Origin of the sequence: Blastococcus sp. CCUG 61487, assembly GCF_005222955.1 — a bacterium.
Lineage (GTDB): Bacteria > Actinomycetota > Actinomycetes > Mycobacteriales > Geodermatophilaceae > Blastococcus.
Map to the genome: position 1 here is coordinate 16,802 of NZ_LWUA01000249.1, position 13,760 is coordinate 30,561.

Below are 13,760 nucleotides of genomic sequence, written 5' to 3' on the forward strand. Positions count from 1 at the left end.
TCGCCGCGTGCCTGCTCCTGGTGTGAAGTCCACCCGCCCCGCCCACCGCTGCACGGAGTGCGGCTACTCCTCGGCGAAGTGGGTCGGCCGCTGCCCCGAGTGCCAGGCGTGGGGCACGATCCAGGAGGCCGGCGCGACAGCGCCCGCGCTCCGTGCGGTCTCCGCCGGGCCCGTCACGGCTCCGGCACGGCCGATCGCCGAGGTGGAGCTCTCCGGCGCCCGCGCGGTGCCGACCGGGATCGGCGAGTTCGACCGGGTGCTCGGTGGTGGGCTCGTACCGGGGGCGGTGCTGCTCGTCGCCGGCGAGCCCGGGGTCGGCAAGTCCACCCTGCTGCTCGAGGTCGCGCACCGCGTCGCGGCGAGCAACGGTCCGGCGCTCGTCGTCTCCGGCGAGGAGTCGGCCGGCCAGGTGCGGCTGCGGGCCGAGCGGATCGGCGCGCTGCACGAGCGGCTGTTCCTGGCCGCGGAGACCGATCTGTCGGCCGTGCTGTCGCACGTCGAGCAGGTGAACCCGACGTTGCTCGTCCTGGACAGCGTGCAGACCGTGCGCTCGCCGGGCGAGGGCACCGATGGCGGCGCCACGCAGGTCCGCGCCGTGGCCGGCGCGCTGACCGCCGTCGCCAAGAGCCGGGGCATGACCACGATCCTGGTCGGACACGTGACCAAGGACGGCGCCATCGCCGGCCCGCGCACCCTCGAGCACCTCGTCGACGTGGTGATCGCCTTCGACGGCGAGCGCCACTCCACGCTCCGGCTGATCCGGGCCACCAAGAACCGGTTCGGCCCGGCCGACGAGATTGGCTGCTTCGAGATCGGGGACGCCGGTGTCGTCGGCGTCCCCGACCCCTCGGCGCTGTTCGTCTCCCGGCGTGCCGCACCGGTGCCGGGCAGTTGCGTGACGGTGACCATGGAGGGCAGCCGCCCGTTGCTGGCCGAGGTGCAGGCGCTGGTCGCGAGCTCCTCCGGCGGCGGATCCCCGCGACGGGCGGTCAGCGGCCTCGACGCGCAGCGCGTCGCCATGGTCAACGCCGTCGTCGAGCGCCGGGGTGGGGTGAAGCTGGCCGAGGCCGACGTGTTCGCCGCCTCCGTCGGCGGAGTGCGGATAGCGGAGCCCGCGGCCGACCTCGCCCTCGCCCTGGCCATCGCGTCGGCCGCCAGGGACCGCGCGCTGCCCGAGGGCATGATCGCCCTGGGCGAGGTGGGGCTCTCCGGTGAGATCCGGCGGGTGGGCGGCACCGGCCGGCGGCTGGCCGAGGCGGCCCGGCAGGGCTACCGGGTGGCCCTGGTGCCCGAGGACGCCGGGAGCCCGCCGCCGGGCATGCGGCTCGTGGAGGTGCCCGACCTGGGATCGGCCTTCCACCGCTTGTTCTGAACCTCACCGTCTCGCATCTGGCAGGCTGGCCTGCGGACCGGGCAGGAGCCCGGACCGCAGACCCACCGCCACGTAGACTCGACCCTCTGCACCCCGACCGTCAGGAGCGCTCGTGCCAGCCGCTGAGGACCCCGATGTCGCGCTGCGCGAGCTCCTCGGCCGCATCGCACCGGGGACCGCCCTGCGCGACGGGCTGGAGCGGATCCTCGCTGGGCGGACCGGCGCGCTGATCACGCTGGGCTACGACCGGGTCGTCGAGTCGATCTGCACCGGCGGGTTCGCGCTGGACGTCGCCCTGTCGGCCACCCGGTTGCGCGAGCTGGCCAAGATGGACGGCGCGGTCATCGTCTCCTACGACGGGAGCCGGATCGTCCGTGCCGGCGTGCACCTCATGCCCGACCCGACGGTCCCGACCGAGGAGTCGGGCACCCGGCACCGGACGGCCGAGCGGGTGGCCATCCAGACCGGCTTCCCGGTGATCTCGGTGAGCCAGTCGATGCACATCATCAGCGTCTACGTGGCCGGGCGCCGCTACACCCTCGAGCACCCGACGACGATCCTGGCCCGCGCCAACCAGGCCCTCGCCGCGCTGGAGCGCTACAAGCTGCGCCTGGACGAGGTGGCCAGCACGCTGTCGGCGCTGGAGATCGAAGACCTCGTCACCGTCCGCGACGCGATGAGCGTCAGCCAGCGGCTGGAGATGGTGCGCCGGATCGCCGACGAGATCGAGGGCTTCGTCGTCGAGCTCGGCACCGACGGGCGCCTGCTCGCGCTGCAGCTCGACGAGATGCTGGCCGGGGTCGAGGACGACCGCGGCCTGCTGGTGCGCGACTACCTGCCCGGTGGGGGCCGGACCCGCAGCATCGACCAGGTCCTCACCGATCTGCGCGCGCTGTCGGCCACCGAGCTGCTCGACCTCTCCGCCGTGGCCCGCTGCTACGGGCTGCCCACCTCGCCGGACGCCCTCGACTCGCCCGTCAGCCCCCGCGGGTACCGCCTGCTCAACCGGGTGCCCCGCCTCCCGTCCGGGATCATCGACCGGCTGGTGGACCACTTCGGCGGTCTGCAGAAGCTGCTCGCCGCCACGATCGAGGACCTGCTGGCCGTCGAAGGCGTCGGCGAGGCCCGCGCCCGGGGCATCCGCGAGGGCCTCTCCCGGCTGGCCGAGACCTCGATCCTCGACCGCTACAGCTGATAGATCAGCCGAGCGTCAGCGGGACGTCCGCCGAGCTCTTGGTGTCCAGCCGGCCGCGGACGGCGTAGGTCCCGGCGGGCGGCACCACCCGCTCCGCCAGGCAGTCGGGCTCGCTGGTCAGCCCACCCCAGATGACCGGAAACGCGACCGCCTCGCCCGGCACCAGCGTCCTGACGTCGGCGCCCTCCTCGGGGAAGCAGTCGTTGCTCCCCCACACCCGCGCCCCGGCGGCGTCGACCAGGATGAGCTCCTGCAGCTTCTTGTCCAGGTCCCGCACGCACGGGACCGTCGACACGTTGGTCACCACCAGGTCGAGCGTCGGCTTGCTGCCGAGCGCCGCGGCCGCCGGTGCGCGCACCTCGACGCCGAGCATCTCGTCCGTGCAGGGCCCACCGGGCTCCGGAGCCGGTGCGGTCTCCGCGACGACGGGGGCGGCCTCCGGCTCCACCGGTTCGGGAGCCAGGGGGGCCGGGGTGCGGACCGCCATGAGCGAGGGGACCACCTGTTCCAGCGCCGGGGTCGGCACCGGCGGAGCCGCCTCGTCCGTCGTCCCGGCGTCGGCGCCCGAGCCGCCGGGCAGCAGGACCGCCACACCCACGACGACGCCGCCCAGGACCGCGAGGAGCGCCGTCAGCACGACCAGCCTGCGGCGCCAGTAGACGCGCGCGGGGAGGGGGCCGACCGGGTGCAGCACGCGCCGAACCGTAACCGCGGCCCGCTCTCCGGTCCGCACCGGCACGCCGCTGGCCGGCCAGGGCAGACTGGACCCTCGTGACCAGCCTCCCCACCCGTCCCCCGGGTCCCCCCGGACCGGACGTCGGAGACCGGATCGTCGACTGGTTCGCCGAGGCCGCCCGCGACCTTCCGTGGCGACGCCCCGAGGCCGACGCCTGGGCGGTCCTGGTCAGCGAGGTGATGCTCCAGCAGACGCCGGTCGCGCGCGTGGAGCCGGTCTGGCGGGAGTGGGTCGCGCGCTGGCCGAAGCCGTCGGCGCTCGCCGCCGCGAGCCCCGCCGAGGTGATCCGGGCCTGGGGCAAGCTGGGCTACCCCCGCCGGGCGCTGCGGCTGCGCGACGCGGCGGCCGCGATCGCGGAGCTGCACGGCGACGTCGTCCCCTCCGACGTGCCGGCCCTGGAAACGCTGCCGGGCATCGGCACCTACACCGCCCGGGCCGTGGCGTGCTTCGGCTACGGCCGGCCTCAGCCCGTGGTGGACACCAACGTGCGCCGCGTGGTCGCGCGGCTCGTGCACGGCCGAGCCGAGGCGGCGCCCGCACGGATGGCCGACCTGGCCGACGTGGCCGCTCTCGCGCCCGCCGACGACGACCGGGCCGTCCGGTTCTCCGCCGCGGTCATGGAGCTGGGGGCGCTCGTCTGCGTCGCCGGCACGCCCCGCTGCGGCGCCTGTCCCGTCCGCGACAGGTGCGCGTGGCGCCTGGCGGGCTGCCCGCCGGCCGAGGGCCCGGCGCGGCGGGTGCAGAAGTTCGCCGGCACCGACCGGCAGGTGCGCGGGCGCCTGCTCGACGTCCTCCGCGCGGCCGAGCACCCGGTGCCGGCCGCCGCACTGGAGGCGGCCTGGGACGACGCCGCCCAGCGCAGCCGGTGCCTGGACTCGCTGCTCGCCGACGGCCTGGCCGAGCAGACCGCCGCCGGCCTCTTCCGCCTCCCGACCTGACCTGTTGATCAGGTGACCTGATCGTTCTACGTCCTCCCTCGCGGTCGACCGTGAGGGAGGACCCCTGTTGACCAGGAAGGCTGATCATCATGGCGCCCCGCCCCGGAGACGGCGAAGGGCCGCGCCCACCTTGCGGTGAGAGCGGCCCTTCGTCGGTCCTGCGGGTGTTACTCGGCCGGGCGGTCCTCGTCACCCTCGGCGCCCGAGAGGGCCACCGGCGGGGTGTCGGGCATGTCGATCGGCTTGGCCTCGCCGCGGAAGGTGAACCTCGCGTCGGCGCCCTCGCCCTCGACGTCCACCACGATGATCTGACCCGCGGTCAGCTCGCCGTAGAGGATCTTCTCCGACAGCGCGTCCTCGATCTCCCGCTGGATCGTGCGGCGCAGCGGCCGCGCGCCCAGCACCGGGTCGAAGCCGCGCTGGCCCAGCAGCTTCTTCGCCGCCGGTGTGATCTCCAGCGACATGTCCTTGTTGGACAGCTGCGTCTCCACCCGCGCGATGAGGAGGTCGACGATCCGGGTGATCTCCTCCTCGGTCAGCTGGTGGAACACGACGATGTCGTCGATGCGGTTGAGGAATTCGGGCCGGAAGTGCTGCTTGAGCTCCTCGTTGACCTTCGTCTTCATCCGCTCGTAGTTCGACTGGTCGTCGTTGCCGGCCTGGAATCCGAGCCCGACGGCCTTGGAGATGTCCCGCGTACCGAGGTTGGTCGTGAGGATCAGGATCGTGTTCTTGAAGTCCACGATCCGGCCCTGACCATCGGTGAGCCGGCCGTCTTCCAGCACCTGCAGAAGCGTGTTGAACACATCTGCGTGCGCCTTCTCGATCTCGTCGAAGAGGACCACCGAGAACGGCTTGCGCCGCACCTTCTCGGTCAGCTGCCCGCCCTCGTCGTAACCGACGTAACCGGGAGGGGCACCGACGAGGCGCGACACGGTGAACCGGTCGTGGAACTCGCCCATGTCGATCTGGATGAGCGCGTCGTCCTCGCCGAACAGGAAGTTCGCCAGCGCCTTCGCCAATTCCGTCTTACCGACACCCGAGGGGCCGGCGAAGATGAACGAGCCACCGGGACGGCGCGGGTCCTTCAGACCCGCCCGCGTGCGCCGGATCGCCTGGCTGACGCTCTTGATGGCTTCTTCCTGGCCGATGATCCGCTTGTGGAGCTCGTCCTCCATGCGGAGCAGACGGGTGGTCTCCTCCTCGGTGAGCTTGAAGACTGGGATGCCGGTCCAGTTGGCCAGCACCTCGGCGATCTGCTCGTCGTCGACCTCGGCGACGACGTCCATGTCGCCGGCCTTCCACTGCTTCTCGCGCTCGGCCTTCTCGGCGAGCAGGGTCTTCTCCGTGTCGCGCAGCGACGCGGCCTTCTCGAAGTCCTGCGCGTCGATCGCCGACTCCTTCTCGCGACGGACGGCGGCGATCCTGTCGTCGAACTCGCGCAGGTCCGGCGGCGCGGTCATCCGCTTGATCCGCATCCGGGCGCCGGCCTCGTCGATCAGGTCGATCGCCTTGTCGGGCAGGAAGCGGTCGGAGATGTACCGGTCGGCCAGCGTCGCGGCGGCGACGAGTGCGCCGTCGGTGATGCTGATCCGGTGGTGGGCCTCGTACCTGTCACGCAGCCCCTTGAGGATCTCGATCGTGTGGGTGAGCGTCGGCTCGCCCACCTGGATCGGCTGGAAGCGGCGCTCGAGCGCGGCGTCCTTCTCCAGGTGCTTGCGGTACTCGTCGAGCGTGGTGGCGCCGATCGTCTGCAGCTCACCGCGGGCCAGCATCGGCTTGAGGATGCTGGCGGCGTCGATCGCGCCCTCGGCGGCACCGGCACCGACGAGGGTGTGGATCTCGTCGATGAACAGGATGATGTCGCCGCGGGTGCGGATCTCCTTGAGCACCTTCTTGAGGCGCTCCTCGAAGTCACCGCGGTAGCGGGAACCGGCGACCAGGGCGCCGAGGTCCAGCGTGTAGAGCTGCTTGTCCTTCAGCGTCTCGGGCACCTCGCCCTTGACAATGGCCTGGGCCAGGCCCTCGACGACGGCGGTCTTGCCGACGCCGGGCTCGCCGATGAGGACCGGGTTGTTCTTGGTCCGCCGCGAGAGGACCTGCATGACCCGCTCGATCTCCTTGGCCCGCCCGATGACCGGGTCGAGCTTGGAGTCGCGCGCGGCCTGGGTGAGGTTGCGGCCGAACTGGTCGAGGACCAGCGAGGTCGACGGCGTGCCCTCGGCGGGGCCGCCGGCCGCGGCCGGCTCCTTGCCCTGGTAGCCGCTCAGCAGCTGGATGACCTGCTGGCGGACGCGGTTGAGGTCGGCGCCGAGCTTCACCAGGACCTGGGCGGCGACGCCCTCGCCCTCGCGGATCAGGCCGAGCAGGATGTGCTCGGTGCCGATGTAGTTGTGGCCGAGCTGGAGCGCCTCGCGCAGCGAGAGCTCGAGGACCTTCTTGGCCCGCGGGGTGAAGGGGATGTGCCCGGACGGCGCCTGCTGGCCCTGCCCGATGATCTCCTCGACCTGCTGGCGGACGCCCTCGAGCGAGATGCCCAGGGACTCCAGTGCCTTGGCAGCGACGCCCTCACCCTCGTGGATCAAGCCCAGGAGGATGTGCTCGGTGCCGATGTAGTTGTGGTTGAGCATCCGGGCCTCTTCCTGGGCCAGGACGACGACTCGGCGGGCTCGGTCGGTGAACCGTTCGAACATCTGCTGCTTCTCCTTCGACCGGCTGGTCCGGCACTGCCCTCCCCGTGCTGGGAGGGGCACCCGACATTCCGTCGGCGCTCGGGGGCACCGGTCTTTCCACTGTAGTCGCGAACCACGCCGGCCCGTCGCGGTGCGACGGCGCGGTGGATGGCTGCCCGGTTCAACCGAGGGTGCCGACCGGGTGTTCCGGTGGTGTTACGCCGACAGCGGACGGCCGCGCGCGTCGTCGCTACCGCCCCAGGACGCACGACAGGCCCGGTCCCCGCGAAGGGGAACCGGGCCTGTCCAGGTGCTGGAACGGCCCCCTCGCAGGGCCCCGGTGCGAGCTTGCGAGTGCCGGGGAGCGAGGGGGTCCTCTTTTCAGTGAGCGGCTTCGTAGGCCTCGACGACGGCGGCGGGGATGCGGCCGCGGTCGCTGACCTGGTGGCCGTTCTTGCGCGCCCAGTCACGGATCGCGCCGGCCTGCTCGCGGTCCATGCGACCGCCGGTGCCGCGGGAGCGACCGCCACCGGAGGAGCCGCGGCTGCCCCGACCGACCTTGCGGGCGGCGGAGACGTATCGGGAGAACGCGTCGCGCATCTCCTTGGCGTTTTTCTCGGTCAGGTCGATCTCGTACGACGTGCCGTCGAGCGCGAAGCTGACGGTCTCGTCGGCGGGAACGTCGTCGAGGTCGTCGCTCAGGATGACCTGGACCTTGCGCGCCATTTGTGTTCCTCACTTTTTTCGCAGCGACCCGGGGGCCGTTCGGGAATTGCCCTCCGAGAGAGGAGCAACAGCATCATTGCACCATACTCGGTGAAGCCATTCCACCATCCTGCGCAGCGCGCTCCTTTGTGATGAAACGGATCCGAACCGTTCAGTTCACGTCGAAATGGGCTTGACCAGCGGAAACAGAATCGTTTCCCGAATACCGAGACCGGTGAGGGTCATCATGAGCCGGTCCATCCCCATGCCCATCCCGCCGGTCGGCGGCATTCCGTACTCCAGGGCCTCGAGGAAGTCCTCGTCGAAAGCCATCGCCTCGGGGTCGCCGGCCGCGGCCAGCAGCGCCTGCGCGGTGAAGCGCTCCCGCTGCACGACCGGGTCGACCAGCTCGGAGTACGCCGTCGCCCGCTCGATGCCCCCGATGTAGAGGTCCCACTTCTCCGCCAGCCCGGGGGTGGAGCGGTGGGCGCGGGTCAGCGGCGAGGTGTCCACCGGGTAGTCGACGACGAAGGTCGGCGCCTGCAGCGTGTGCTGCACGAGCGCCTCGAACAGCTCCTCGACGAGCTTGCCGTGGATCCAGGCCGGGTCGACCCCGACGTCGTGCCGTTCGGCCAGCGCGCGCAGCACCTCGACGGGCGTCTCGGGGGTGATCTCCTCCCCCACCGCCTCCGACACCGCCGTGTAGAGCGGGACCTGCGGCCACTCCCCGGACAGGTCGACCTCGGTGCCGTCGTTGTGCCGCGCCGTGTGGTCACCGAACAGCGCGACCGAGGCCTCCTGGATCAGCTCGCGGGTGAGCGTCGCCATCACCTGGTAGTCGGCGTAGGCCTGGTAGGCCTCGAGCATCGCGAACTCCGGCGAGTGGCTGCTGTCGGCGCCCTCGTTGCGGAAGTTCCGGTTGATCTCGAACACCCGGTCCAGGCCGCCGACGATGCAGCGCTTCAGGAACAGCTCGGGGGCGATGCGCAGGTACAGGTCGAGGTCGAAGGCGTTCATGTGGGTCGTGAACGGCCGCGCCGCCGCGCCGCCGTGCACCGTCTGGAGCATCGGCGTCTCGACCTCGAGGTACCCACGGGCGGTGAGCCCGGCGCGCAGCGAGGCCATCACCGTGGCGCGCTGGCGCACCGTGCGGCGGGCCTCGTCGCGCACGATGAGGTCGACGTACCGACGGCGGACCCGCAGCTCCTCGCTCATGGGCTTGTGCGCGACCGGCAGCGGCCGCAGCGCCTTGGCGGTCAGCTGCCAGGAGTCGGCGAAGACCGACAGCTCCCCGCGGCGCGACGTCCCGACCTCTCCGGTGACCAGCACGTGGTCGCCCAGGTCGACGTCGGACTTCCACGCCGTCAACGACTCCTCGCCGACGCGGTCGCGGGAGAGCATCACCTGCAGCTCGGCATCGCCCTCGCGCAGCGTCGCGAAGCAGAGCTTGCCGGTGTTGCGGGAGAAGATGACCCGCCCGGTGACGCCGACCTGCTCGCCGGTCATCGTGTCGGGCGGCAGGTCGGGGTGCGCGGCGCGGACCGCGGCGAGCGTCGTGGTGCGCGGCACCGTCACCGGATAGGGGTCGATCCCCGCCTCCCGCAGCCGGTCGAGCTTGGCGCGGCGGACCCGCATCTGCTCGGGCAGCTCGTCCAGGGCGGCGTCGTCGTCGGGATCCGGTACGGCAGGGCCTTCGCTCACGGGAGGAGAGCCTACGGACCGGTGCCCACGGGGGGTCTAGCGCGCCTGCTGCCGCTCGAAGGCCAGGCGCAGGCCGTGCACGGTCAGGTCCGGCTCGTGCTCGGCGATCGAGCGGCAGCTCTCGGCGACCAGCGGGGCCAGCCCGCCGGTGGCGACGACGAGCGGAGCGACCCCGAACTGGGCGACGAGTTCGGCCGCGATCCGGGCGACGAGCCCGTCGACGAGGCCGGCGAAGCCGAGCACGACGCCGGACTGCAGGGCCGCGACGGTGTTCTTGCCGATGGCGTGCGCCGGCACGGTCAGCTCCACCGAGCGCAGCTGCGCGGCCCGGGAGGCCAGGGCGTCCAGGCTCACCTCCACCCCGGGGGCGAGAGCGCCGCCGAGGAACTGGCCCTCGGGACCGACGGCGTCGACGTTGGTCGAGGTGCCGAAGTCGACGACGACGACGGGCCGGCCACGGCCGTCGGGACGCCGGCCGAACAGCTCGTGCGCGGCCAGCGCGGTCACGACGCGGTCGGCGCCCACCTCGCGCGGGTTGTCCACGTGCAGCGGGACGCCGGTGCGCACGCCCGGCCCGATGAGCACGGAGGGCACCTCGAGGCGGTCCATCAGCTGGCGCAGCGCCGGCAGCAGGGCCGGGACGGCGGAGCAGACGGCCACGCCGGTCACCTCGGTGTCCCGCAGCAGGCCGCGCCACAGCATGAGCAGCTCGTCGGCGGTGGCCCGGCGGGAGGTCGTGACCCGCCAGGAGCCGGCCCGCCGCGGCCCGTCGAACGTCGCGAGCACCGTCTGGCTGTTGCCGACGTCGACCGCGAGCAGGGTCACCGGACCGGCACGCCCAGGTCGCTGCGCCGCTGGTCGGGAGCACCCGGCACCGGCGCGGAGGGGTCTGCACCCAGCTCCACGACCCGGTTGTCGGCGTCGACGTGCACGACCTTCGGCAGGTAGCTCTTGGCCTCGGTCTCGTCCATGAGGCCGTAGCTGATCAGGATGACCAGGTCGCCGGGGTGGACGAGGTGCGCGGCGGCGCCGTTGATGCCGATCACGCCGCTGCCCCGCTCGCCGGGGATGACGTAGGTCTCCAGGCGGGCGCCGTTGGTGATGTCGACGATCGCCACCTGCTCGCCGGGGAGCAGGTCCGCGGCGTCGAGCAGGTCCTCGTCGACCGTGACCGAGCCGACGTAGTGCAGGTCGGCCTGGGTGACGGTCGCGCGGTGGATCTTGGACTTGAGCATGGTGCGCATCATCGGGTCTTCTCCGTGGGCTGGTGGGCGGGGGCGCCGAGGTCGATCGCGGTGTTGTCGAGGAGTCGGGTGCTGCCGGCGCGGACCGCCACCAGCAGGCGGGCGGGACCGGTGGCCGGCGCGGGTCCCAGGTCGGTATCGGTGAGTTCCAGGTAGTCCTGGAGCAGGTCGGGCCGCTCCGCCAGGACGGCGCGGGCGGCCGCGAGGACCGCCTCGGCGCCTCGGGGTCCCGCGGCGGCGGCGGCGCGCAGCGCGGCGGAGATCGTGGCGGCGGCGGCCCGCTGCTCCGGGTCGAGGTAGCGATTGCGGCTGGACAGCGCCAGGCCGTCGGCCTCGCGCACGGTCGGGACGCCGACCACCTCCACCGGCAGCGCGAGCTCCCGCGCCATCGCGCGGACGAGGGTGAGCTGCTGGTAGTCCTTCTCGCCGAAGAACGCGCTGTCGGGCCGGACCAGTCCGAACAGCTTCGCGACGACGGTGAGCACCCCGGCGAAGTGCCCCGGACGGACCGCGCCCTCGAGCACCGACCCCAGCGGCCCGGGGTCGACGGTCACCCCGAGCGGACCCGGCGGGTAGACCTCCTCGACCGGCGGGTGGAAGACGACGTCGGCGCCCTCGTCGGTCAGGGCGGCCAGGTCCTCGTCCCAGGTGCGCGGGTACCTGTCGAAGTCCTCCCCCGGCGCGAACTGCGTCGGGTTGACGAACACCGAGACGACCACCGTCGCCGCCTGCTCGCGCGCCGCCCGCACGAGCGTGCGGTGCCCCTCGTGCAGCGCCCCCATCGTGGGCACGAGGGCGACGGGTGCGGGCAGGTCGGCGAGGAGGCGCCGGAGGTCGGCGACGGTCTCGGCGACGGCCGGTGACCGGGTGCGCATCGCGGTCACCGGGAACCAGCGCCGTCGCGGCTGGGGTCGAGCAGGTCCAGCAGCGGGGCCGCCTCGTGCTGCTTGAGCCGACGGGCGTCCAGGGCACGCTCGGTCGTCCGGCGAGCCATGGCGACGTAGGCCGCGACCGACTCCGGCGCCCGCTCGGCCAGGGTCCGCAGATGGCTCCGGACGGTGCCGACGTCCCCCCGGCTGACCGGGCCGGTCAGGCCCTTGTCGCCCCGGCGCAGCCCGTTGTCCAGCGCGGCGGACAGCAGCGGGGTCAGGACCCGGGCGGGCTCGGCGACACCGGCGGCGCGCAGGAGGTCCGCGGCCTCGGCGACCAGGGTGACCAGGTGGTTGGCGCCGGTGACCAGCGCCGCGTGGTACAGCCCGCGGTCCTCCTCGGCGACGAAGAAGGGCTCCCCGCCCATCTCCAGCACCAGGGTCTCGGCGACCGGCCGGTACGCGGGGTGGCTGGTCACCCCGAAGGGGGAGCCGACGAGCCGGTCGACGTCCTCGGGCGCGCCGGAGAACGTCATGGCCGGGTGCAGCGCCAGCGGGAGCACGCCGGCCCGCTCGGCGGGCTCGAGGACGGCCAGCCCGTGCGCGCCGGAGGTGTGGAACACCAGCTGCCCGGCGCGCCAGGCGCCGGTGCCGGCCAGCCCGGAGACCAGGCCGGCGAGGGTGTCGTCGGGGACGGCGAGCACGACGAGGTCGGACGCGGCGACCACCTGGTCGGCGGGCTGCAGCGGGACCCCGGGGAGCAGGCGGGCGGCGCGCTCGGCGGACGCCGAGGACAGTCCGGAGGCGGCGACGACGTCGTGACCGGCGGAGACGAGCGCCGCGCCGACGACGGATCCGACGCGGCCGGCGCCGATGACGCCCACGCGGAGGCGGGCGGGCGCGTCGGGGGCGGGCTGGAGTCCGGCAGCGCGGACGTTCCTGCGGGCAGCAGGCATCGGTGCACCTCTCGTTCCAGTCCCTGACGGGTACCGGACGTCGGTTCTCGGCCACCGTGCGTGGCCGGGTCGTGCAGGTCGAGCAGGTCGTGCGCGTCGGGTCGTGACGTCGCCTGCTGCAACCGTTCCGTGTCGCACAGGCACAACGTCGTGGGCGAGTCTGGAATGCCCACCCCGCCGTCGCAATGCGCGAGGGGTGTGGCATGGCTCACCCCAGGGGGTGGTCGGGTCTCTCGAGCCCGCCCCTAACGTGATCGGGAACACCCCTACAGCGACGGGAGACGGCGTGGACAGCTTCGAAGGAAAGACGGCCCTGGTGACCGGCGCCAGCCGCGGCATCGGCCTGGGCATCGCGCAGAGCCTGGTGAAGAGGGGCGCCAAGGTGGTGGTCACCGCCCGCAAGGCCGAGGCGCTCGCCGAGGCGGTGGAGACCCTCGGTGGCAAGGACGTGGCCGTGGCCGTCGCGGGCAACGCCGGCGACGCCGAGCACCGCGCCACCGCCGTCCGCACGGCCATCGACACCTTCGGCAGCCTGGACATGCTGGTCGGCAACGTCGGCATCAACCCGGTCTACGGGCCGATGATGGACCTCGACCACGACGCGTTCCGCAAGATCCTCGACACCAACGTCGTCGCCTCGCTGGACCTGGTGCAGCAGGCGTGGAAGGCGTGGATGTCCGAGCACGGCGGCTCGGTGCTCTTCGTGGCCTCCGTGGCCGGTGTGCGGTCCTCGCCGATGATCGGCGGCTACGGGGTGAGCAAGGCTGCGGTGATCAACATGACCACCCAGCTGGCCGTGGAGCTCGGCCCGAAGGTCCGGGTCAACGCCGTGGCCCCGGCCGTGGTCAAGACCCGCTTCGCCGAGGCCCTGTACGAGGGCCGGGAGGCCGAGGTGGCCGCCGCGTACCCGGTGGGCCGGCTGGGCGTGCCCGAGGACGTCGGCGAGGCCGCGGCCTACCTGCTCGGCGACGGCGCCGGCTGGGTCACCGGCCAGACGCTCGTCCTCGACGGCGGCAGCGGCTCGCGGGGTCGCTAGCGGCCGAGGACCCGGGCCAGGACGTCGTCGGATTCGCCGTCCTCCCGGTAGCGGCGGCGCCGTCGTCCTCCGGACGGCGGCGTCGCCCCGTTCTCAGCGAGGATCTCGGCGAGGCGCTTCTCGGTGCCCGGTGCGGTGGCCGGGCCCGTCGTGGGCACCGGCGGCACGGGGGCCGGCCGGGGGCGCTCCGTCGTCGTCGCCTGGTCGTCCGCGGTCGCGGGGACGGCCGGCTGGTCGCTGCGGCGGCGCTGCGGTGTCGGGGAGGCCGGCACCGGCGGCAGCGGCTGCGCCTGGGTCGTCCAGCAAGGAGCGGGACGCCAGCCAGTCCATCGGTGA

12 protein-coding genes and 1 pseudogene are annotated in these 13,760 nt (G+C 73.1%); 4 read left to right on the forward strand and 9 right to left on the reverse strand.

Going from position 1 to position 13,760, the window contains the following annotated elements; all coding sequences use genetic code 11:
* The first annotated feature begins 7 nt into the window (after positions 1–7).
* Positions 8–1,372 (forward strand): DNA repair protein RadA, encoded by a 1,365-nt coding sequence (radA, locus tag A6V29_RS15265; protein ID WP_137161096.1) that lies wholly within the window; start codon positions 8–10, stop codon positions 1,370–1,372.
* 112 nt (positions 1,373–1,484) lie between these two features.
* Positions 1,485–2,567, forward strand: coding sequence for a DNA integrity scanning diadenylate cyclase DisA (disA, locus tag A6V29_RS15270; RefSeq protein ID WP_137161097.1), 1,083 nt, complete (start codon positions 1,485–1,487; stop codon positions 2,565–2,567).
* Positions 2,568–2,571: 4 nt separating this feature from the next.
* Here disA and A6V29_RS15275 read toward each other — a convergent pair whose 3' ends face one another.
* Entirely contained in the window at positions 2,572–3,261 is a 690-nt protein-coding gene (locus A6V29_RS15275) for a MucR family transcriptional regulator (protein WP_137161098.1), read from the reverse strand.
* A 77-nt stretch (positions 3,262–3,338) separates the two neighbouring features.
* Between A6V29_RS15275 and A6V29_RS15280 the strand changes: the two genes are divergently transcribed.
* Entirely contained in the window at positions 3,339–4,241 is a 903-nt protein-coding gene (locus A6V29_RS15280) for an HhH-GPD family protein (protein WP_137161099.1), read from the forward strand.
* Positions 4,242–4,408: 167 nt separating this feature from the next.
* Here A6V29_RS15280 and A6V29_RS15285 read toward each other — a convergent pair whose 3' ends face one another.
* The 7 genes from A6V29_RS15285 to A6V29_RS15315 form a co-directional block, all read right to left on the reverse strand.
* The gene (locus A6V29_RS15285) at positions 4,409–6,934 is read right to left on the reverse strand and encodes an ATP-dependent Clp protease ATP-binding subunit (protein ID WP_137161100.1); all 2,526 of its coding nucleotides are present in this window, start codon (positions 6,932–6,934) and stop codon (positions 4,409–4,411) included.
* A 360-nt stretch (positions 6,935–7,294) separates the two neighbouring features.
* Positions 7,295–7,639, reverse strand: a complete 345-nt coding sequence (locus A6V29_RS15290; RefSeq protein WP_137161101.1) for a histone-like nucleoid-structuring protein Lsr2 — start codon at positions 7,637–7,639, stop codon at positions 7,295–7,297.
* A gap of 156 nt (positions 7,640–7,795) precedes the next feature.
* Entirely contained in the window at positions 7,796–9,319 is a 1,524-nt protein-coding gene (gene lysX, locus A6V29_RS15295) for a bifunctional lysylphosphatidylglycerol synthetase/lysine--tRNA ligase LysX (RefSeq protein ID WP_137161102.1), read from the reverse strand.
* A gap of 36 nt (positions 9,320–9,355) precedes the next feature.
* A complete protein-coding gene (locus A6V29_RS15300) occupies positions 9,356–10,144 on the reverse strand; it encodes a type III pantothenate kinase (RefSeq protein WP_249933262.1) in 789 nt (262 codons plus the stop codon).
* Positions 10,141–10,566: an aspartate 1-decarboxylase gene (gene panD, locus A6V29_RS15305; protein ID WP_137161103.1), complete on the reverse strand. Its 426-nt coding sequence runs from the start codon at positions 10,564–10,566 to the stop codon at positions 10,141–10,143. The genes A6V29_RS15300 and panD overlap by 4 nt, the downstream gene beginning before the upstream one ends.
* On the reverse strand, positions 10,563–11,438 hold the full coding sequence (panC, locus tag A6V29_RS15310; RefSeq protein ID WP_137161111.1) for a pantoate--beta-alanine ligase: 876 nt from the start codon (positions 11,436–11,438) through the stop codon (positions 10,563–10,565). The genes panD and panC overlap by 4 nt, the downstream gene beginning before the upstream one ends.
* A 5-nt stretch (positions 11,439–11,443) precedes the next feature.
* Positions 11,444–12,388: a Rossmann-like and DUF2520 domain-containing protein gene (locus A6V29_RS15315; RefSeq protein WP_137161104.1), complete on the reverse strand. Its 945-nt coding sequence runs from the start codon at positions 12,386–12,388 to the stop codon at positions 11,444–11,446.
* 286 nt (positions 12,389–12,674) lie between these two features.
* On the opposite strand from A6V29_RS15315, the gene A6V29_RS15320 reads away from it, so the two are divergent.
* A complete protein-coding gene (locus A6V29_RS15320; protein ID WP_137161105.1) occupies positions 12,675–13,424 on the forward strand; it encodes an SDR family oxidoreductase in 750 nt (249 codons plus the stop codon).
* Here A6V29_RS15320 and A6V29_RS15325 read toward each other — a convergent pair.
* A pseudogene (locus A6V29_RS15325) lies at positions 13,421–13,760 on the reverse strand (hypothetical protein); the annotation flags it as partial. The gene A6V29_RS15320 and the pseudogene A6V29_RS15325 overlap by 4 nt on opposite strands.

Coding starts and splice junctions, on each gene's coding strand:
- panD (WP_137161103.1), bottom strand. CDS start 10,566: ATGATGCGCACCATGCTCAAGTCCAAGATCCACCGCGCGACCGTCACC.
- A6V29_RS15285 (WP_137161100.1), bottom strand. CDS start 6,934: ATGTTCGAACGGTTCACCGACCGAGCCCGCCGAGTCGTCGTCCTGGCC.
- A6V29_RS15290 (WP_137161101.1), bottom strand. CDS start 7,639: ATGGCGCGCAAGGTCCAGGTCATCCTGAGCGACGACCTCGACGACGTT.
- A6V29_RS15315 (WP_137161104.1), bottom strand. CDS start 12,388: ATGCCTGCTGCCCGCAGGAACGTCCGCGCTGCCGGACTCCAGCCCGCC.
- panC (WP_137161111.1), bottom strand. CDS start 11,438: ATGCGCACCCGGTCACCGGCCGTCGCCGAGACCGTCGCCGACCTCCGG.